The 20,723-nt window shown below is 37.4% G+C and carries 16 protein-coding genes and 1 riboswitch; of the genes, 14 read left to right on the forward strand and 2 right to left on the reverse strand.

The window, feature by feature from the left end; genetic code table 11:
- The first annotated feature begins 72 nt into the window (after positions 1 to 72).
- A complete protein-coding gene (gene leuS, locus ACMKPP_RS07250) occupies positions 73 to 2,541 on the forward strand; it encodes a leucine--tRNA ligase (protein WP_418369554.1) in 2,469 nt (822 codons plus the stop codon).
- An 83-nt stretch (positions 2,542 to 2,624) separates the two neighbouring features.
- The gene (locus tag ACMKPP_RS07255) at positions 2,625 to 3,104 is read left to right on the forward strand and encodes a deoxycytidylate deaminase (RefSeq protein WP_004697136.1); all 480 of its coding nucleotides are present in this window, start codon (positions 2,625 to 2,627) and stop codon (positions 3,102 to 3,104) included.
- Positions 3,105 to 3,182: 78 nt separating this feature from the next.
- Here ACMKPP_RS07255 and ACMKPP_RS07260 read toward each other — a convergent pair whose 3' ends face one another.
- Positions 3,183 to 4,412, reverse strand: a complete 1,230-nt coding sequence (locus tag ACMKPP_RS07260) for an aminopeptidase (protein ID WP_418369555.1) — start codon at positions 4,410 to 4,412, stop codon at positions 3,183 to 3,185.
- 111 nt (positions 4,413 to 4,523) lie between these two features.
- Between ACMKPP_RS07260 and ACMKPP_RS07265 the strand changes: the two genes are divergently transcribed.
- The 6 genes from ACMKPP_RS07265 (at position 4,524) to ACMKPP_RS07290 (ending at position 12,804) form a co-directional block, all read left to right on the forward strand.
- Complete coding sequence (locus tag ACMKPP_RS07265) at positions 4,524 to 5,093, forward strand: ComEA family DNA-binding protein (protein WP_295815867.1); 570 nt, start codon at positions 4,524 to 4,526, stop codon at positions 5,091 to 5,093.
- The gene (locus ACMKPP_RS07270) at positions 5,050 to 7,272 is read left to right on the forward strand and encodes a ComEC/Rec2 family competence protein (RefSeq protein ID WP_418369627.1); all 2,223 of its coding nucleotides are present in this window, start codon (positions 5,050 to 5,052) and stop codon (positions 7,270 to 7,272) included. Before ACMKPP_RS07265 ends, ACMKPP_RS07270 begins: the two co-directional genes overlap by 44 nt.
- Positions 7,273 to 7,283: 11 nt before the next feature.
- Complete coding sequence (holA, locus tag ACMKPP_RS07275; RefSeq protein ID WP_418369556.1) at positions 7,284 to 8,261, forward strand: DNA polymerase III subunit delta; 978 nt, start codon at positions 7,284 to 7,286, stop codon at positions 8,259 to 8,261.
- Positions 8,262 to 8,263: 2 nt separating this feature from the next.
- Complete coding sequence (locus tag ACMKPP_RS07280) at positions 8,264 to 12,049, forward strand: PolC-type DNA polymerase III (protein WP_418369557.1); 3,786 nt, start codon at positions 8,264 to 8,266, stop codon at positions 12,047 to 12,049.
- 136 nt (positions 12,050 to 12,185) lie between these two features.
- On the forward strand, positions 12,186 to 12,566 hold the full coding sequence (locus ACMKPP_RS07285) for a hypothetical protein (protein ID WP_278601231.1): 381 nt from the start codon (positions 12,186 to 12,188) through the stop codon (positions 12,564 to 12,566).
- Positions 12,567 to 12,594: 28 nt separating this feature from the next.
- The gene (locus tag ACMKPP_RS07290; RefSeq protein ID WP_418369558.1) at positions 12,595 to 12,804 is read left to right on the forward strand and encodes a hypothetical protein; all 210 of its coding nucleotides are present in this window, start codon (positions 12,595 to 12,597) and stop codon (positions 12,802 to 12,804) included.
- A gap of 86 nt (positions 12,805 to 12,890) precedes the next feature.
- On the opposite strand, the gene poxB is transcribed toward ACMKPP_RS07290, so the two are convergent.
- Positions 12,891 to 14,633 carry a ubiquinone-dependent pyruvate dehydrogenase gene (poxB, locus tag ACMKPP_RS07295; RefSeq protein WP_323727177.1) on the reverse strand — a complete coding sequence of 581 codons (1,743 nt, stop codon included), beginning with the start codon at positions 14,631 to 14,633 and terminating at the stop codon, positions 12,891 to 12,893.
- 292 nt (positions 14,634 to 14,925) lie between these two features.
- Positions 14,926 to 15,041, forward strand: a riboswitch (FMN riboswitch).
- Between the two features lie 68 nt (positions 15,042 to 15,109).
- On the opposite strand from poxB, the gene ribD reads away from it, so the two are divergent.
- The 6 genes from ribD to mtnP all read left to right on the forward strand — a co-directional run bounded on the left by ribD (position 15,110) and on the right by mtnP (position 20,694).
- On the forward strand, positions 15,110 to 16,324 hold the full coding sequence (ribD, locus tag ACMKPP_RS07300) for a bifunctional diaminohydroxyphosphoribosylaminopyrimidine deaminase/5-amino-6-(5-phosphoribosylamino)uracil reductase RibD (RefSeq protein ID WP_418369559.1): 1,215 nt from the start codon (positions 15,110 to 15,112) through the stop codon (positions 16,322 to 16,324).
- Positions 16,305 to 16,961: a riboflavin synthase gene (locus ACMKPP_RS07305; RefSeq protein WP_418369560.1), complete on the forward strand. Its 657-nt coding sequence runs from the start codon at positions 16,305 to 16,307 to the stop codon at positions 16,959 to 16,961. Before ribD ends, ACMKPP_RS07305 begins: the two co-directional genes overlap by 20 nt.
- Before the next feature lie 17 nt (positions 16,962 to 16,978).
- Positions 16,979 to 18,181: a bifunctional 3,4-dihydroxy-2-butanone-4-phosphate synthase/GTP cyclohydrolase II gene (locus tag ACMKPP_RS07310; protein ID WP_418369561.1), complete on the forward strand. Its 1,203-nt coding sequence runs from the start codon at positions 16,979 to 16,981 to the stop codon at positions 18,179 to 18,181.
- Between the two features lie 71 nt (positions 18,182 to 18,252).
- Positions 18,253 to 18,714: a 6,7-dimethyl-8-ribityllumazine synthase gene (gene ribH, locus ACMKPP_RS07315; protein WP_004697404.1), complete on the forward strand. Its 462-nt coding sequence runs from the start codon at positions 18,253 to 18,255 to the stop codon at positions 18,712 to 18,714.
- Between the two features lie 197 nt (positions 18,715 to 18,911).
- Entirely contained in the window at positions 18,912 to 19,790 is an 879-nt protein-coding gene (hslO, locus tag ACMKPP_RS07320) for an Hsp33 family molecular chaperone HslO (protein WP_418369562.1), read from the forward strand.
- A gap of 109 nt (positions 19,791 to 19,899) precedes the next feature.
- Positions 19,900 to 20,694, forward strand: a complete 795-nt coding sequence (gene mtnP / locus ACMKPP_RS07325; protein ID WP_418369563.1) for an S-methyl-5'-thioadenosine phosphorylase — start codon at positions 19,900 to 19,902, stop codon at positions 20,692 to 20,694.
- The last annotated feature ends 29 nt before the right edge of the window (positions 20,695 to 20,723 follow it).

The following is a 20,723-nucleotide window of genomic DNA, read 5'->3' on the forward strand; positions in this document are numbered from 1 at the left end:
GTACGTAGTAAAATAAAAACATTAATTATAAAATGGCAACCTATGAGGTTGACCATATGAGGAGGCCCCTACATGAACGAAAAGTATGTAGCCCAAGATATTGAAAAAAAGTGGCAACAGTATTGGGAAAATAACCATACATTTAAAACAGAATATGATGAATCTAAAGAAAAATACTATGTATTAGAAATGTTCCCGTACCCATCTGGTAATTTACACATGGGGCATGTGCGTAACTATTCCATTGGTGATGTAGTAGCTCGCTTCAAGAAAATGAAGGGGTTCAACGTGTTGCATCCAATGGGGTGGGACTCCTTTGGTATGCCTGCAGAAAACGCCGCGATTAAACATGGCATAGCACCTAAAACATGGACTCTTGATAACATCGAGAACATGAAATTGCAACAAAAAGCACTTGGTTTGTCCTATGATTGGGACCGCGAAGTAGCAACATGTAAAGAAGATTACTATAAATGGACTCAATGGTTCTTCCAACAATTTTATAAAAAAGGCTTAGCGTACAAAAAAGAAGCTAAAGTAAACTGGTGTGAAACTTGCCATACTGTATTGGCAAACGAACAAGTTATTGACGGTGCTTGCTGGCGCTGTGATAACCCAGTTGAGAAAAAAGACTTGTCTCAATGGTTCTTGCGCATCACTGAATATGCAGATCGCTTGTTAACTGATTTGGATACTCTTGATCACTGGCCACAACGCGTTAAATTGATGCAAAAAAACTGGATTGGTCGTTCTGAAGGTACAGAGTTCTCCTTTGAAGTACCATCCATTAATAAACGCGTATCTGTGTATACAACTCGTGTAGATACTATTTATGGCGTAAGCTATGTAGTATTGGCTCCTGAACATCCATATGTAGAACGCCTCATTGAAAACGCTCCTAATAAAGCTGAATTAGAAGCTTTCATTACGCGTATGCGGAATATGAGCGATATTGACCGTACATCTACAGAGGCACCTAAAGAAGGTATGTTCACAGGCTCTTATGCAGTAAACCCTATGTCTGGCGAACAAGTTCCAGTTTGGATTGCTAACTATGTATTAGTAGACTATGGTACAGGCGCTGTAATGGGTTCTCCTGCACATGATGAACGTGACTGGGAATTTGCTCATAAATACGATTTGCCAATTAAACAGGTTGTAGCTTGTGAAGGCGAAGAATATAGCCTTGAAAAATGGCAAGAATGGTATCATGAAGATGGCATTCTAGTTAACTCTGGCGATTATAACGGCCAAACATCTGAAGTGGCTCGTAAAAATATTACAGCTGCTCTTAATGAACGCGGTATTGGTGAAGGGAAAGTCAATTTCCGCTTGCGTGACTGGTTGATTTCTCGTCAACGTTACTGGGGCGTGCCAATTCCTGTAGTATACTGTGAAACATGTGGTGAACAACTCGTTCCTGAAGAAGAGTTGCCAGTACGCTTGCCAGAGGATGTTACATTTGAATCTGGTGCCGTATCTCCATTGGCTACATCTGAAAGCTTTATGCATGCTACTTGTCCTAAATGTGGTGGTACTGCACGTCGTGAAACAGATACAATGGATACATTTATCGATTCTTCTTGGTATTTCTTGCGCTATGCAGATGCTAAAAATGACCAAGCTCCATTCGATAAAAAAATTGCTAACTACTGGATGAACGTAGACCAATATATCGGTGGTATTGAGCATGCTATCTTGCACTTGTTGTACTCTCGATTCTTTGTGAAAGTTATTCACGATTTAGGCCTTATCGAATCTAACGAACCATTCCGTGGTTTGTTAACACAAGGTATGGTACTTAAAGAAGGCAGCAAAATGTCTAAATCCAAAGGTAATGTAGTTTCTCCAGAAGAAATCATCAATACTTATGGTGCAGACACTGCCCGCTTGTTCATTTTATTCGCGGCTCCTGTTGATCGTGACCTTGATTGGTCTGATCAAGGCGTTGAAGGCTCTTATCGTTTCTTAGGTCGTGTATGGCGTATCGTTGATGCGTACAACGAAGAAGGTAAGAAAAATGTAACTGGTGAACTTACAAAAGACGAATTTGCTTTGCGTCGTGAGTTACACCGCGTCATCAAAAAAGTTACGGAAGATCTCGATAACAACTTCAACTTCAATACAGCTATTTCAGCCATTATGGAACTTGTTAATGCTATGTATGCACATAAAGACAAAGCAGAAACAATTAATAGCGCCTTAGCTAATGAATTGATTCGTTCTTTATTGCTTCTATTAGCACCATTCGTTCCTCACATGACAGAAGAGTTGTGGCATGAATTAGGTGAAACTACATCTATCCACACTGAAAACTGGCCTGTATACGAAGACGCTGCTCTCGTAGTTGACGAAGTAGAAGTAGTATTGCAAGTAAATGGTAAAGTTCGTGATAAACTAACTGTTTCTGTAAATATTACGAAAGAAGAATTAGAAACTATGGCTAAAGAGTCTAGCCGTGTTCAAGAGTTTACAGAAGGTAAAAACATTGTAAAAGTTATTTATGTACCAGGTAAACTTGTAAATATCGTTGTTAAATAAATATAAATGATGATATTTTTGGTTAATAATGTAAGCCCCCAACTACATAGGTAGATGGGGGCTTATTTTTAAGAGAGGTAACTATGGCAAAACGTAACGATTATATTTCCTGGGATGAATACTTCATGGGTGTTGCCATTTTAGCGGCACAGCGTTCTAAAGATCCAAACACACAAGTAGGTGCCTGCATTGTGAGCAATGATAATAAAATATTGTCTATTGGTTATAATGGGATGCCTTTAAATTGTAGTGATGATGATTTCACATGGGAACGCGATACGGCGGATGATAATAAATACTTTTATACCGTTCATAGTGAACTCAATGCCATACTTAATTATCGGGGCGGTTCTTTAGAAGGTTCTAAAATATATGTAACACTTTTCCCTTGTAATGAATGTGCGAAAGCCATTATTCAAAGTGGTATTAAGGCCGTTATCTATCGTGATGACCTATATAAGGATACGAAAGAGGTTAAAGCTTCTAAACGGATGTTGAAAACCGCAGGTGTAGAAATTATTGAATACAAGCCTACAGGCCGCACATTGAATATTACATTGTAATGTAATAAAAATTTAATTGCTTTTAAAATCCCCTATATACAGTTGTATATGGGGGATTTCGTTATCTTTTATTTATGTTTATATTTGTAAGCGACCGTCAATCATAATATCAACTTCTTGGCCGTCACGAGTGTAGCCTTTGATATTCATATGTTTATGACCAATCATAAAGTCTACATGTGTTAAAGAGTGGTTCAAACCACGTTCTTTTAATTCGTCGTCAGATAAACCATCACTGTTTTTGAGGCATGTAGGGTAAGAGGCACCAATTGCTAGATGGCATGATGCATTTTCATCAAATAATGTTTCATAGAAGATTTGATTAGATTGGCTGATTGGACTAAAATGATCAACTAATGCAACTTCGCCAAGGTAGTGTGAGCCTTCATCTGTCTCAACTAATTCTTTTAGTACTTCATAACCTTCTTTTGCAGTGTATTCTACAATTTTACCTTTTTTGAAAGTGAAGGAGAAATCAGAAATCGTATTGCCATGGTAAATTAAAGGTTTTGTGCTATATACAATGCCGTTTACACCATTGTACTGTGGTGCAGAGAAAATTTCTTCGGTAGGAATATTAGCATTGAAGATAGTACCATCTTTAGACGCTTCTTCACCGCCTTGCCAAATATGACCTTCTGGTAATTCTAGTAAGAGGTCAGTACCATTTTCACAAGTGTAACGTAATGCTTTTAAGTCTAGTTTATTAATTGCTTCGCGACGACGGCGTAATTTAGCCATGTGGTGACGGTATGTATCCTTTGCCTCAATGCCTTCGATGCGACAAAGTTTAAGCAAAGTTGCCCACAATTGGTCGATTTTTTCTTCATCGGTACCTTCATAACCGAGTAAATCTGCCCATAAAACAGTTGGCACAGAAGCAACGCACCAAGTAACAGAAGAATTCATAATGGCTGTGTGATAGAAGGATAAGGCTTTGTTTAAATTGCGTGACTGTAAAGAAATACGTTCTGTCGGGATGCCAGCAAGGGCTTTAGGGTTGGCACTAATTAAAGATAAGAATGCCGCTTTATCATCGATGTATTGTTTGTAGAATTCAGGAATCCAGTTAGCAGGTTTTTCTAAGACTATTTCTTTGGCATGCATTAAACGTTGACGTGCAATAGGTGAACAGCGCCAGTTGAGAACAACCTCTTTAGCCCCCAATTGATAGGCTTCTTCTGTAACGATAACTGCAAAGTCTTTATTTTCCACATCAACAGAAATAACTAAAGTTTGATCTTGTTGTAAATTTACGCCGTATTGTAATAATGTACGGGCATATTTTCTTAATGTATCTTGATTCATTGAGTCTCCTTATATTCGACATCAATTATAAAACTCCTACTTGTGTGACCAATAGAGTCAACAGTAGGAGTTTACTTTTATATTGGAAAATCCTTTAGTAGGAGGTGCATTATGAAAAGTAAATTGAAGCCGTATACGATAATTATATTAATCCTATGTATTTTAGTAGGAATTTATTTCCTATGGCCTATTATAACAGATGAAAGCGATTCTGTCCTAGCTGAAGGGGCAATAGATGGAAATTCTTCTATATCAAATGTAGAACAATTGCCCAATAAACCAATTGCGTATATTACAGGTGCTGTTGTATCACCAGGATTGTATGAATATGAAAATTCAGCTACTTATGGAGATATGGTAAAGCTTGCAGGTGGGCTACTACCTTATGCTGATGTAGAATCAGTCAATATGGCAAAACCAGTAAATGCGGGAGATCATATCCATATAGTATTTAACTTTCACGGTAATCCAGAGGTTTTATTGCGCGGTAACAAAATTAATATCAATACGGCAACTGCAAAGGAATTAGATTCATTACCAGGTATTGGTCCAGCTATGGCGAAGAGAATTGAAGAATATCGTTCGCAAAAGGGTCCCTTTACATCCATTGAAGGTATTAAGGGGGTGAAGGGCATTGGTGACGGAGTATTTAAGAAGATTAAAGACAAAATTACGATTTAGTCATCAAGATAGCAAGAATGATGACCCCTTCTTTGATGCAAATGATTTTAATTGGAACACTAAGGTTTTAACCTATAGTCAATGGGCACATACTATATTGGGTTCTATAATTATGGGTACAATATTAGGCTATGGTCAGTATTATCCTGTACTTATGCAGATGCACTACATCTTTGCTATTGGGTTAGCTATTATAGTTGTGGGTATTTTCAAAGCATTACAATCGTCTGATAGATGGCATTCACTTAGCAAGTTAATCATCTTAGTCTTTGTTTTAGTTGGTTTATCCTATTATCAAACAGATTTACAAATTATTAATTATAATAGCTATACATCATACTATTTACAGCAAGAAGGAGAATATCTAGGTACTGTTGTATCATCTCCTGAAATAGTAAATCTAAATGGACAGGAATATTACAAATATAATGTTACTCTTCATGGATTACATCCCTATAAAGATAGCGCAAAAAACTCCTATATAAAGGCTCAAGGTCGTTTACAAGTATACTCTAAGGTATCAGCTACAAATAACAAAATAAGATTGGGAGAACAAGCCATTATTGAAGGAACTCCAAAGCCTTTATTCCTAATTGAAGAGGAAGGTCGAATTAATCTTAGAGGCAGATATATGAGCTCTAATACAAGAGGGCGAATTTATGATGGAGTTTATCGACCTGCCAGTGCTAAAGATTTACAAACATTTTCATATAAAGAGAGTATTAATGAAGAAATATATGTGAGAAGTTTATATCTATGTGGTCAAATACGAGAATCTATAGAAAAGAATATTGCTAGTAATCTAGATGGTCCACAAAAGGTATTAGCACAAGCCTTATGTTTGGGTGGTCATTATAGTGAATTAGGGGAAGATCGAATGAAAGATTTTGCCTATACTGGCCTGATCCACATTCTATCTATATCTGGCTCGCATATTGCTTTACTATTAGCTTTAATTTATGGTCTAGGAAGGTTTGTTAAATTACGGAAGCGTACATGTTTAATTTGGGGTATATTAGTAGCTTGTATATATTGCTGTATCGTTGGTGGAGATGCACCAGTTGTACGTGCAACGATGATGAGTATACTCATGTGCATGGCTTATGTTAAAGGGCGATTATATCAAGCTAAACAGGCTTTATGTATATGTGCTATTCTATATCTAGTATATGATCCTTTTTCTTTGTTTGATGTAAGCTTTCAACTATCCTTTGGTGCAACCTATGGTTTACTCATATGGGTGAAGGTACTGTATGAACGGATACAATGGCTTCCAAGATGGATAAAAACACCTCTTGTATTATGTGTATCTGCACAGTTACTCATATTGCCATTACAACTCTATTACTTTCACTATATTAGTATTGCTAGCTTACTCGCTGCTTGTGTTGTAGCACCTTTACTAGATATATCTATTGTTTTAATTTTTATAAATACTTTAGTTAGTTATGTACTACCTGTATCATTCTTATGGATTTTAGTAGATCTATTATTACGTGTATCTTTATATTTAAATCATGTTTTAGGGCGAAGTGGTAGTCTACTTTGGCTTGGTATGATGCATCTTTATTGTGTTTATATATATTATGCTTTTCTAGGTTTATTTACGTATTTTTTGACACATAAGAAAAAGTATACTGTATATGTAGTGATGTCCTTATTATGTATGGTTGCAACCTTTGGGTCTTCATACTATGTGACTCAGCATCACAAGGACACAAAAATCCATTATATTCCTATGAAACAATGTAATGTGCTGTTGTGCATAGCTCCAAACCATAAAAAGGCACATTTATTAATAGATGCACCAGATTATATTAAAACTATACCTAATGAAAGACTTATTAATCAGGCCATAAGGGCATATGGTGTAAATCCTAAAGATGTAAAAGTTGAGTACTTTCACAGTAACGGTTCTGCACAGGTGGTATATAAAAATGGTATGAACCAAATCGTCGTATATAATGGACAAAGTAGAGAAAAAAATCTAAAATTAAATGATAAGATTAATTCATTATATATAACGAGTCGATCTAGTGTAATGAATGAAATAGGGCGTATTTCTCCTCATAGTACAATTCTATTTGGCAGTCCACACGGTGCGTTACGCGATGTGGATCCTTCGTCAGAACACATGTATATTATGGGGTATAGCTATATTAAGGATATCTATCTGTGAAAGGAGGCACTATGGCACATATTGAACTCATTTATGGTGATGAGCCACAATTAATTGAAGAAGAAAAACGCAAATTTTTAAGTGCCTATCCTGACCTACCGGTGACTGTATTAGACGATGAGGCGGGCCCACAGAAGATTAGTGAAAAGCTCTGTGAAGATTCACTCTTTGGGGATCAAAAAGTGTTTTGCTTAGTTAACTTGCCTATCATTCGTAAAAGCGGTAAAAATAGCGATGCTTGGATTCCATTATATGAGCTCATCATGGAATATAATGGGGATAATCCAATTGTTTTGATTTATCATGACATGATAGATAAACGAATCAAGCAGAATAAAGAGCTTTTAAATAAAATACCGAATCGTGAATGTAAGCGTCTTGAAGGGGCAGACCTTGTGATGTGGATACGTCAGTATTGTACGTCTAATGGATTTAAAATGACTTCTGATGCACAGGAATATGTAGCTCATCTCATCGATTTGTGGCAAGATGTACCTGTTTCTTTTATGAGAACTGAGTTTGACCGATATTTCTTGCAAATTACTGGAGAAAAAGTAATTACCAAAGAATTCTTAGAGGAAAATGGCAGTGACTATGGAGCTAAAAATATATTTACCTTTAAAGAGGCTCTGTTAAAACGAGATATTGATACATTACTTGAACTATTTCCATTTATGTTCGGCTATAAAGAATTAGACCGTGCTATGAGCTATATTGAGGGGCAATTACGTTTACAGCTACTGGTCAGTGAATGTCGACAAGCGGGAATGACTGTTCAAGCTATACAGAATTTATGTAAGGACCATGATTCGTCATTTAAACCGTATCCGATCAAACTGGCTTATGAAGCGAGCTCTCGGATTTCTACTAAAGCATTACGAGCTTTATTAAAAGGTTTGTATGAGATTATTTTAGATAGTCGTAGTAGTAAGGGCGATATTTGGAGATTTAGAGATTTATGTATTACCTATTGTGGGTATAAGGGATAAAAATGAAAGTACGTTATCGTGTTGTACCAAAACAGAATAAGAAATCATCCTTCTATGTGAACTGTCATAGCCAACATGTGACGATACAAGCTGCAGACTCTGCATTTTCTACGCTACTAAGCCTACGTGACAGATTATCTGCATGGTATAAGGAGAAGAATATATCCTTTGACGATATTCCAACAAATACGGATACAGCATGTTGTTTTGCTTGGAAAGTAGATACTGAAACAGGGGAAGGGTTAGATACCTATTATTATGGCGGTGGATGTGGTGCTGGTGAATGGATTGAGGCCGCAGAGGCGCAACGTGAGGCTGAAGAGGCTAAAAACCAAGCGCCTAAAGGTAAATCCTTTGCTGGCTATGATTATGAAGATGACTATGCCGAGTTTGATGATTTTGCACCGTTCGTAGAAGCTGTAGAACTTGGTTATTTCAATAATAGTCCAGTCGTCCTTTCTCGACCTCATCAAACAGCTGCAGCATCTAGTGGTAATGATACCGTAGCATCTGTTAGTAGCGCACCTAAAACAAGTAAAGGTTTTGCTCCTAAAAGCGCTACCAAATCCACATCTAAAGGTAGTGAAGGGGATGAAAAATATCCTCGTCGTGCACCGAAGGATGTTCCTACAGATGAGGGCATGATTGTAGGCCCTAAAATTGAAGGGGTCGCTTCTAAAATTATGGGGACCATGGATACACCTAGTGTTATCTTTGAAGGTGTATTAGTAGGCTTAGATAAACGTGATACTAAGACTGGTAAAAGTATCGTTAACGGCAGCATTGTAGATGATACGAATAGTATTAAGTTCATCAAGTTTGCGAATAGTCCTGAAGAAGGGGACGCCTTACTTAAACAGTTAAAAGGTTTAGAACGCGTTCGCGTACAAGGCAGCGTAAACTTTGATGATCGCTTTGATAAAGACTATATCCTATCTATTCGTAGTATTGAAGCTTTGGAAACGACTAGTGTAGAACGTACTGAAAACCGTCCGGACTCTCGTGTAGAGCTTCATTTACATACTAAGATGAGTGATAAGGATGCCCTTGTATCTGTTAAAGATTTATTCAAAACAATAAAAAAATGGGGTCATCCAGCAGTAGCTATTACTGACCATGGCGTTGTTCAAGCCTTTCCAGAGGCGCAAGCTCTTGGTAAGGAGTTGGGCGTTAAGGTTATTTATGGTGTAGAAGGTTATCTCATTGATGATGAAATTGTTGCTCGTGATGAAGAACCTGTAGTAGATAAGAAGAAGAAAAAAGAAAAAGATAAACGTTACCATATTATCTTATTAGCTAAAAATATGGTAGGTTTGCGCAATCTGTACAAGATGATATCTATTTCTCACCTTGAACACTATAAGGTACGTCCTCGTTTGCCGCGTTCTGTTATTGAAGAACATCGTGAAGGCATTATCATTGGTTCTGCTTGTGAAGCTGGTGAACTTATGCAATCCATTGTTCGCGGCGCTACAAAGGAAGAACTATTAGAGGTTGCATCTTTCTATGATTATTTAGAAGTTCAGCCACATACAAATAATATGTTCTTGGTTCGTAAAGGCCTTATGCCAGATGAGCAAGCTCTTATCGATATGAACAAAACGGTGATCGAATTAGGTGAGGCCTTAAACAAACCTGTATGTGCTACTTGTGACGTTCACTATTTAACGCCAGAAGAAAAGATTTATCGTGAAATCATGTTGACTGCCTGTGGCTATCCAGATGCAGATGAACAACCAGATTTACATTTACGTACAACCGATGAAATGTTGGCATCCTTCCCTTATTTAAGTGAAGAAAAAGCTTATGAAATAGTTGTTACAAATACGCGTGCTATCAATGATAGCATTGAAGATATTAAACCAGTTCCAGATGACACCTATTCCCCTAAGATTGAAGGTGCCGATGAAGCTTTCACAGAAATGTGTTATAGAAATGCAAAGGCCATTTATGGTGATCCATTGCCTCGCGTAGTACAAGAGCGCCTCGATTATGAACTAGATTGTATTATCTCCAATGGTTATGGTGTATTGTATTACATCGCGCATAAACTAGTAAAAAAATCTCTTGATGATGGTTATCTCGTTGGATCTCGTGGTTCTGTAGGTTCTTCCTTTGCAGCAACCATGTCTGAAATTACAGAGGTAAATCCATTACCGCCACATTATGTATGCCCTAATTGTAAGCATTCTGAATTCTTTGAAAAGGGTGAATACGCAGGTGGCTTTGACTTACCACGTAAAGATTGTCCTGAGTGCGGTCATGCGCTGCAAACTAATGGCCATGATATTCCGTTTGCTATCTTCCTTGGTTTCGAAGGTGATAAGGTTCCAGATATCGACCTAAACTTCTCTGGTGATTACCAAGCAAAGGCACACAAGTATACGGAAGAACTATTTGGTCGTGACAATGTATTTAAAGCGGGTACAATCGGTACTATTGCGGATAAAACAGCATTTGGTTATGTTAAAAAATACGCCGAAGTTCGAGATATTCAAGCCCGTAGTGGTTTCTTTGAACATCTAGCAAAAGGCTTTACCAATGTTAAGAATACTACTGGTCAACATCCTGGCGGTATCATGGTATGTCCTCGCGATATGGATGTGCATCACTTTACGCCTATACAGCATCCTGCGAATAAAAAGGAAAGTGGTGTATTAACAACACACTTTGACTATCACTCCATCGAAGGCCGTATGACTAAGCTCGATATTCTGGGCCATGATGATCCGACTATCATTCGTATGCTAGAGGATTTGACAGGTATAGATGCTAAAACTATACCGTTCGATGATCCTCGTACTTTAAGTCTATTCTCTTCCACAGAGGGTATTGGCTTAACACCTGAGCAATTACAAGGTGACCAAGTAGCTAGCTTGGCTGTGCCAGAATGTGGTACGAAGTTCGTACGGGGCATGCTTGAAGACTCTCGTCCTCAAACGTTCTCCGACTTAGTACGTATCTCTGGTTTCTCTCATGGTACTAATGTATGGCTCGATAATGCGCAAGACCTCATTAAAAATGGTACTTGTAAATTGAACGAAGCCATCTCTACTCGTGACGATGTAATGAACTTCTTGATTCATCGCGGTATGGATCGAAAGCATAGCTTCTTCGTAATGGAAAACGTACGTAAAGGGAAGGGCATTGAAAAACGAAATAAACAAGGGCAAGCGACGACTGAGTTTGAAGCAGAAATGCGGGAAAACAATATTCCTGAATGGTTTATTGAATCTTGTAAAAAGATTTCCTATCTGTTCCCACGTGCCCATGCGGTAGCTTATGTAATGATGGCCTTCCGTATAGCCTGGTTTAAGGTATACCACCCATTGGCATTCTATGCAGCGTATTTCTCCATTCGAGCAAAGGCTTTTGATTTGCGCATTATGACGGGTGACCTTAAAACACAAATGACTGAGTTCAATCGTATTAAGGCTCTTGATCGCGCCGCCAGTCCTAAGGATAAGGACCTTATGAGTGCCTTAGAAGTATCTATGGAAATGTACCAACGTGGTTATCGTTTTGTTAATGTAGATATTCAACACTCCGAAGCTAGACGCTTTAGCATTAAAGATGGTGCTTTATTACCGCCATTCCTGGCTATTGACTCTTTAGGTGAAACAGTAGCTGATGCTATTGTAGCTGAACGAGAAGAACGTCCGTTTACATCTCTAAAAGACTTACAACGCCGTTGTAAAGTATCTAACACCATCATTGATCTTATGAAAGAACTCAAATGCTGTGGTGAACTACCTGAAGACGAACAAATGTCACTCTTTGGGGCATAATGAAATACAAGATAAAACTTAAATACAAAATAAGCACTATACCTAAAGTGGATATAGTGCTTATTTTACTATATTTTGCTAAAATACAATTAATAATTAATAATGTTACCTACTATAACTATACTACGAGGAGAAAATGATTTTTCTTTTTTTAACATTAATGGCTGTTATTACAGTAGTAGTTCTAGCTAAATCAAAAGAAATATATTTTGTATCTGCTTCTTTTAAAAGAAGTAAATCTTTTTTACTTATACAAATCTTCCAAGTTTTAGTAATTTATTTAGGTTTAATTTTTGCTGATTATAGTAATAAAATATTTGCTATAGTTCTATTCTTAGTATCTATATCCGAAATGCTTAAATTGGTTTATTTGAAGAAGATTGTAAATAAAGAGATTAATAAAGAAACCAATATGCCTTATAAATTAACTGATGTTATTAGTAGATTAAACATCTATAGTCGAATTATCTTTATTATTGTATTCAACACTTTTGTTAATTTTCTTGTATTTAAGTAGATTTTTCTGATAAAGGGAGTGTTCGGACATGATAAATAAGCATAAAAATCAATCTGTAGAAATAGAATTTTGGGATATTGAGCCAGAGGATATACCTGTTTTAGAAGAATCAGATATTCCAGGTGTATACTTTAACGAATTCCGAGAATATGTTGATGAAGAGGGGAATGTGCTATCCCCATCAGAGGTGGATGCAATACGGTATAAAGACGATTACGAGGACGATTATTATAGATAAAAAAGGTGTCATCATTTGATGACACCTCTTTTTTTGAAAGTTTTGCAGTTTATTTATTTTGACAGAGTTTGAATATTTGGCAGATTTTAGAACAGAGATTTATATTTCATCCAATTTGTTTTGGCCATTTCTTTAAGTTCTGTACCGCGGCCATCAAGGATTGCATTAATCAAGTATTTACTGAAGCCTTTCGCTTGTTGGTAAGCAATTTTTGGAGGCATAGCAAGTTCTTGTTTATCTACGCGAACATTGACGATAACAGGACCATTATGGTTAAGAGCCTCCATAATTTTTTCGTCTACTTCACTAGAATTTTGAATACTTACACCTTTAATACCAGCCGCTTCTGCAAGTTTTCCGAAGTCTGGATTTACAAAGTCTGTAGCATAGTCTAAGTAACCAGAAGCTTTCATTTCCATTGCAATGAAGCTAAGTTCTTCATTATTAAATACGAAGATTTTAATTGGTAGGTTTAATTGTTTTAACGTTAGCATTTCACCCATCATCATAGTGAAGCCACCATCACCGGAGAGGGAAATGACTTGACGGTTTGGACATGCATTTTGAGCTCCGATGGCATGCATCATAGCATTGGCCATGGAACCATGGTTATAGGAACCTAAGATGCGACGTTTACCATTTGTTTTTAAGTGACGCGCAGTCCAAATAACTGGAGTACCTACGTCAAAGGTAAAGATGGCATCTTCACTTGCTAGCTTATTCAAACGATTAACGAAATATTGTGGATGAATTGCTACACCATCTGGTTCAGCCGCAGCATAGCTATCCAAATTCTCTCTGAATTTTGTATATTCCTTACGTATTGTATCAATAAATTCAGTATTTTCACGTTGACCTACGAGAGGTAACAACTCTTTTAATGTATCTTTTACTGTACCAATAATCCCTTGTGTAAGAGGTACACGGCGACCTAACGCACTAGGATCTCTATCCACTTGAATTACTTTTGCATTTTCTGGATAGAATGGACGGTAAGGGAAGTCTGTACCAAGCATAATGAGTGTATCGCAATGCTCAATAGCACGATAACCAGATGTATAGCCTAATAGGCCTGTCATACCTACATCATATGGGTTATCCCATTCAACCCATTCTTTACCTCTGAAGGCATGTACTACAGGAGCTTGTAAGCGTTTTGCTAATTCTACGACCTCATCATGTGCACCTTCACAACCTGCACCACAGAAGAGGGTAATGCGTTCACCTTTTTCTAAATGAGCGGACATTTCTTCGATATCTTCCCGTTGTGGAACGATATGAGGTAAGCGAGGGTGATGCCATACTGGTAATTCATCTATTTCCGTTTCCATTACTGCTACATCGCCAGGAAGGACGATAACAGCAACATCTTGGTTGCCAACTGCTGCATTCATAGCACGGAATAGAATTTCCGGCATTTGTTTTGGATTAGAAATAAGTTCACAGAAACAAGAACATTCTTTGAATAAGTTTTCTGGATGTGTTTCTTGGAAGTAATTTAAGCCTACTTCAGATTGCGGAATATGAGACGCAATAGCCAATACTGGAACACGATTGCGATGACAATCGAAGAGACCGTTGATCAAATGTAAATTACCAGGACCAGAACTACCTGCACAAACTGTAAGTTTTCCAGTTAAAGAAGCTTCTGCACCTGCAGCAAAGGCTGCTGTTTCTTCATGTCGAACATGTTCAAAAGCAATCTTACCATTGCGACGTAAACTATCGTTTACAGAATTTAAACTATCGCCAGTGATACCATAAATGCGTTCGATACCCGCATTGGCTAAGACTTCTATAAGTACATCAGAAATTCGTTTTTTTGCCATATTATCACCTATATTTAATAAATACTATCAATTGAGTGTAATTCTCAAAACCATATATATTATATTAGACATCTTTGTAGTGTAATTATATGATAAATGTTACTATTTTATGTATACATAATATATATATGTTTATATTGTTATTATAATATATTTTCAATCTAATAAAAATAGAAATATTATAATAGTTATTTTACTCTAGGTTATATATTTAACATCTTTTCTCAATACAAAACTCTTATTGTTGCATAACGTTAATAAAAGTGTTACTATTAATTCAGAAACAAAATAGATGAGTCTTTGGGGATAGGTGAAATTCCTTACCGGCGGTATAGTCCGCGAACCTTTTAGGTATGAATCGGTGTAATTCCGATACCGACAGTACAGTCTGGATGAGAAAAGACGAGGCACATTTGACGTGCGTATTTATGATTACCCAAGGACTATGTATATAGTCCTTTTTTTATTGAGGTGATATGGTGGATGACGTAGCATATATGAAACGCGCCATTGCACTGGCAAAATTAGCCACAGGTCACACTTCGCCAAATCCTTTGGTGGGTGCTGTAGTGGTTAAAGACAATACAATAATCGGTGAAGGTTATCATCACAAAGCTGGTACAGCTCACGCTGAGGTTCATGCCCTAAATCAAGCTGGTGATAATGCTAAGGGTGCTACTTTATATGTAACATTAGAGCCATGTTCTCATTATGGTAAAACTCCACCTTGTGCGCTGCGTATTATCGAGGCTGGTATAGCTAAAGTCGTAGTAGGTAGTACAGATCCTAATCCACTAGTATCTGGAAAGGGCATGGATTTACTCCGTGAAGCAGGCATAGAGGTTGTTTGCCCCGTATGTAGTGAGGAATGTGCTGAACTAAATGAACATTTCTTTACATATATACAGACAGGTAAACCTTTTGTAACTATTAAAAGTGCCATGTCACTAGATGGTAAGATTGCCACTTTTACAGGTCAATCTCAATGGATTACGAATGAGTCCTCCCGCCGAGATGGACATGTACTGCGTGCCACACATGATGCTATGCTCATTGGCATTGGTACAATTTTGGCAGACAATCCTCAATTAAACTGTCGTTTAACTGATACTGAATTATCAGAAGCTTTATTAGATACAAGCATACTTGATGAACCGATTCATGTTCATCAGCCTGATGTAATTATCTTAGATAGTCTAGGTAGAACACCTACGACTAGTCGTGTGTTTGAAGTAGAAAATCGTAAGGTTCATATCTTTGTATCTACAGGTTGTCCAAAGGATCGAATTCAAGCTTTAGAAAACGCAGGTGCCATTGTTACGGTTGTCGAATCTATATCTACTCGTAAAAGTAAAAGTACAGATATTGTAATAGATATTAAAAAATTATCCATTGATGATATTTTAACTAAACTTGGTGAAATCGGTTATACCTCAGTTCTTGTTGAAGGTGGTTCAGCTATCATTAGCTCCTTTGTAGAAACGATGAATTTTGATAAAGTTGTAACTTACATAGGAAATACAATTATCGGTGGTACTGAGGCAACGCCCGCTGTAGGTGGTCGTGGCTTTGAAAGTTTAGAATCTTCTCCACAGTTAACTTTTACAAAGACTAACATATTAGATAATAACATTCGCATCGAAGCGTATCGTCAAGGAAGGAGGGGTACTTATGTTTACGGGAATCGTTGAAGAAATCGGCCGTGTAGAGAGCATTAAAAAGGGCCCTAAATCCTTAGCCATAACAATTCGGGGGAATAAAATATTTAGCGATTTAAAAATAGGTGACTCCGTAGCTGTTAATGGTGTATGTTTGACGGCTACAACGATTGGTAATGGCGTATTTACAGCTGATGTTATGCCTGAGTCAATCAAGATGACTACTTTTATAAATTTGAAAGTTCATCAACCAGTCAACTTAGAGCGTGCTATGCTCGCTAACGGTAGATTTGGTGGTCACATTGTGGCAGGTCACGTAGATGGGACGGGCCGCATCATTAATCGCGAACAAACGGATAATGCTATTATCTTTACCGTAGAGGCCCCGAAATCCGTAATGGATTACGTTATTTATAAGGGTTCTATTACAATCGATGGTATTAGCCTCACAATTATGCGACGAACGGACAGCAGTTTTTCCGTATCTATCATTCCTCATACCCTGAGCGAAACAATTTTAGGCTCTGCCCATATTGGTACGGAGGTTAATTTAGAAACGGATATCGCTGGTCGATACATTCGTCATTTTATGAATCTCGGTAGCGAAGCTACTGAAGACAAACCTAAGAAATCTATGCAATCCCTCTTAGTAGAGAATGGATTTATATAAAAGTAAGGAGCGTTCCTATGAGCGAACAATTACATTCTATTGAAGAGGTCTTAGAAGACCTTAAAGCTGGCAAACCTGTTATTATTGTTGATGATGAAAGCCGTGAAAACGAAGGCGATCTTATCATTGCAGCTGAGTTTGCTACACAAGAAAATATTAATTTTATGGTTAAATACGCGCGCGGTATTGTATGTACCCCTATGCGTCGTGAAGCTTTAGAAAAACTTGGCATTCCTGCCATGGTTACCAAAAATACAGATAACCATGAAACTGCTTTCACCGTTACTGTCGACCATGTAGATACTACAACAGGCGTTTCTCCAGCAGAGCGTGCTTATACAATTCAAAAACTATTAGATCCTAATGCTAAGCCTGAAGACTTCCGTCGTCCTGGTCACGTGTTCCCTCTAGTATATAAAGAGGGGGGCGTTCTAGTACGCCAAGGTCATACAGAAGCATCTATCGATCTTTGCCGATTAGCAGGTCTACAAGAGGCAGCTGTTATTTGTGAGATTACAAAAGATGATGGTGATATGGCACGTCTACCAGATCTCATGGAGTTTGCGAAAGAGTATGATTTGAAAATTGCTTCCGTAGCAGAGCTTATTGAATACCGTAAACTGCATGAAGATATGGTTGATCTTGGTGCTTGTTCTAAATTACCTACTAAATTTGGTGATTTCAGTATTTTTGTATTCAAAAATGAATTAGATAAAAAAGAGCATTTAGCTATCGTCAAAGGTGATGTGCAAAACTGTAGCGATGTTCTTGTACGTATTCACTCTGAATGTTTAACTGGCGATGTGTTCGGCTCTAAACGTTGTGACTGCGGTGAGCAATTAGATAATGCGTTACGTGCTATCGAAAAAGAAGGTCAAGGCGTTGTAGTATACATGCGTCAAGAAGGTCGTGGCATTGGTTTAACAAATAAAATTAAAGCCTATGCATTACAAGAGCAAGGCCTTGATACTGTAGAAGCTAACGAACAATTGGGCTTCCCTGCAGATATGCGTGAATACTCCTTAGCAGCGCAAATCATTCGTTTCTTAGGGATTAAGAGCATTCGCTTGTTAACGAACAATCCTGAAAAACGCCATGGCTTAGAACATTGGGGTATCAATGTAACTAGTCGTGTACCGCTCATCATTGCGGCAAACAAATTCAATGCAGGTTACTTGAAAACAAAAGAAGAAAAAATGGGTCATATGTTAGATGAATAATATTTATCTGTTAGCATATTACTCAATCGTTACATATACATTTCCTAAATGGAATATAGGAGGTCATTATCATGATGGTTCAAGAAGGTAACTTATTAGGTACTGGTAAAAAATTTGCTATTATTGGTTCTCGTTTTAACGAGTTCATTACATCTAAATTAATCGGTGGCGCTGAAGACTGCTTACTTCGTCACGATGTTAAACAAGAGGATATAACAGTAATTTGGGTTCCAGGTGCTTATGAGATTCCTTTGATTGCTAAGAAAGCAGCTTTATCTGGTCGTTATGATGCAGTTATTTGTGTAGGTGCTGTTATTCGTGGGGCCACTACTCATTATGATTATGTATGCAACGAAGTAGCTAAAGGGATTGCTCATGTATCTTTGGAAACTGGTATTCCTGTTATGTTTGGTGTAGTAACTACTGAAAACATTGAGCAAGCTATCGAACGCGCAGGTACAAAAGCGGGTAATAAAGGTTATGATTGTGCGATGGGTGCAATCGAAATGGTTAACCTTATCGATCAAATCTAAGAATTGTATATATAACACTCAGTATCTTATGGTACTGGGTGTTTTTATATCATCGAAAATATGTTCTTTTGAATTTAAATAAGACTAGACGAACATATATTCTCTATTATTGAAAGTTAAATATTTGACATGATATACTATATAAGCAATATAAAAGTAATACCTTAATAAAATAAGTAGAAATAAGGAATGATAGAATGGATTATATAAAACGTTTTACAACCCGAGAAGGGGTTCGTATGTCTTTAGCGGTAACAACCGATACAGTTGAAACAGCTCGTGTACGTCATGATTTATGGCCTGTAGCAACAGCTGCTTTAGGTCGTGCTATGACGGGAGCTATTTTGTTAGCTGGGGATTTTAAAAACCATGAGAACGTAAGTCTTCGTATCAAAGGTGATGGTCCACTAGGTGTAGTTCATGTAGATGCATTCTCTGATAATACGGTTCGAGGCTATGTAGATGATCCACATGTTGATGTACCTTTAAAGCATGCTGGTAAGCTAGATGTTGGTGCTGCCGTAGGTCATAATGGGGAAGTGCAAGTGACTCGTTTCACGCAGTTAGCGCAAGACTATACTTCTACAAGCCCGATTCAAAGTGGTGAAGTAGCAGAGGATTTGGCATATTATTTATATGCATCTGAACAAGTACCGTCTACGATTAGTTTAGGTGTATTAGTAGATCCAGATTACCATACAGTTGTAGCTGGAGGTTTTATCGTACAAGCCTTACCGGATGCTACAGATGAAGCATTAGCACAAGTAGAAAAGAATATTAATGAACTTGGTCCTATTACAGAATATTTGAAAGCAAATCCAGATGGTAAAGGTCTTATGGAACGCGTTCTCGATGGTTTAACTGTGAATGAAGTATATAATGAACCAATTCATTTCCAGTGTCGTTGTGGTCGTGATCGCTTTGCCAGTGTGCTAATGACATTACGTGAAGAAGATAAGAATGCTATTTTGGAAGATGACGTAACAGAGCTTGTTTGCCATTATTGTAATGAAAAATATCATTTCACACGTGAAGAGTTACAAAATATGTTCACCCAAAAAGGTCCAATTCAATAAAAACTTTATAATATGTAGAAAAAATACAGGCTACTAGGTTTTTCCTATAGCCTGTTTTTCTATTCTATGAGAAAATAAAAGATAGAGTTATTAATAATAGGAGGTCACAATGAGTGCAATTGGCGTAATTGGTGGTACTGGTGTTTATGATCCGTCTATCTTTGAAAATATACATGAAGAATCCTTAATGACACCATATGGTGAAATAGATTATGTACAAGGTACATACCATGGGAAAACTGTAATCTTTGTAGCTCGTCACGGCAAAGATCATACAATTCCTCCACACAAAATTAACTATCGTGCTAATATTTGGGGCCTCAAAAAACTAGGCGTTACATTTATTATCTCCACGACAGCAGTAGGTTCTTTAAATGAGAACTTTAAGCCAGGTCATTTTGTGTTGACTGACCAATTCTTAGATTTTACAAAGAACCGCATCACTACGTTTTATGAAGGTGGGAACCGTCCAGTGGCACATCTTGATGTAACAAATCCATACTGCCCTGAATTACGTGATATTCTTCAAAAGGTAGGTACGGAACAAGGCCTTACAATACACAATGGCGGTACCTATGTATGTACTGAAGGCCCTCGTTTTGAGACTCCTGCAGAAATCAAAATGTTCCACATGCTCGGTGGCGATACAGTAGGTATGACAAATGTACCGGAAGTAAATTTAGCGAATGAAGCTGAAATGGCATATGCTACAATCTCTATGATTACCAACTATGCAGCAGGTATTTCTGAATCTGCTTTGACACATGCGGAAGTTGTAGAAATGATGGGTAATATGGCGACTCAATTAAAATCTCTTATCTTAGGAGCTATTGATGCAATCGATGTGGATGCTCATTATGATGCTCATAATCGCATGCATGAATATGGTGGTTTTAAACTATAATCAACTCATAATGATACACAATAGTTCAT

The organism is Veillonella parvula (genome assembly GCF_048309325.1).
Taxonomy (GTDB): domain Bacteria; phylum Bacillota; class Negativicutes; order Veillonellales; family Veillonellaceae; genus Veillonella; species Veillonella parvula_T.

Coding starts and splice junctions, on each gene's coding strand:
- leuS (WP_418369554.1), top strand. CDS start 73: ATGAACGAAAAGTATGTAGCCCAAGATATTGAAAAAAAGTGGCAACAG.
- ACMKPP_RS07255 (WP_004697136.1), top strand. CDS start 2,625: ATGGCAAAACGTAACGATTATATTTCCTGGGATGAATACTTCATGGGT.
- ACMKPP_RS07260 (WP_418369555.1), bottom strand. CDS start 4,412: ATGAATCAAGATACATTAAGAAAATATGCCCGTACATTATTACAATAC.
- ACMKPP_RS07265 (WP_295815867.1), top strand. CDS start 4,524: ATGAAAAGTAAATTGAAGCCGTATACGATAATTATATTAATCCTATGT.
- holA (WP_418369556.1), top strand. CDS start 7,284: ATGGCACATATTGAACTCATTTATGGTGATGAGCCACAATTAATTGAA.
- ACMKPP_RS07280 (WP_418369557.1), top strand. CDS start 8,264: ATGAAAGTACGTTATCGTGTTGTACCAAAACAGAATAAGAAATCATCC.
- ACMKPP_RS07285 (WP_278601231.1), top strand. CDS start 12,186: ATGATTTTTCTTTTTTTAACATTAATGGCTGTTATTACAGTAGTAGTT.
- ACMKPP_RS07290 (WP_418369558.1), top strand. CDS start 12,595: ATGATAAATAAGCATAAAAATCAATCTGTAGAAATAGAATTTTGGGAT.
- poxB (WP_323727177.1), bottom strand. CDS start 14,633: ATGGCAAAAAAACGAATTTCTGATGTACTTATAGAAGTCTTAGCCAAT.
- ribD (WP_418369559.1), top strand. CDS start 15,110: ATGGTGGATGACGTAGCATATATGAAACGCGCCATTGCACTGGCAAAA.
- ACMKPP_RS07305 (WP_418369560.1), top strand. CDS start 16,305: ATGTTTACGGGAATCGTTGAAGAAATCGGCCGTGTAGAGAGCATTAAA.
- ACMKPP_RS07310 (WP_418369561.1), top strand. CDS start 16,979: ATGAGCGAACAATTACATTCTATTGAAGAGGTCTTAGAAGACCTTAAA.
- ribH (WP_004697404.1), top strand. CDS start 18,253: ATGATGGTTCAAGAAGGTAACTTATTAGGTACTGGTAAAAAATTTGCT.
- hslO (WP_418369562.1), top strand. CDS start 18,912: ATGGATTATATAAAACGTTTTACAACCCGAGAAGGGGTTCGTATGTCT.
- mtnP (WP_418369563.1), top strand. CDS start 19,900: ATGAGTGCAATTGGCGTAATTGGTGGTACTGGTGTTTATGATCCGTCT.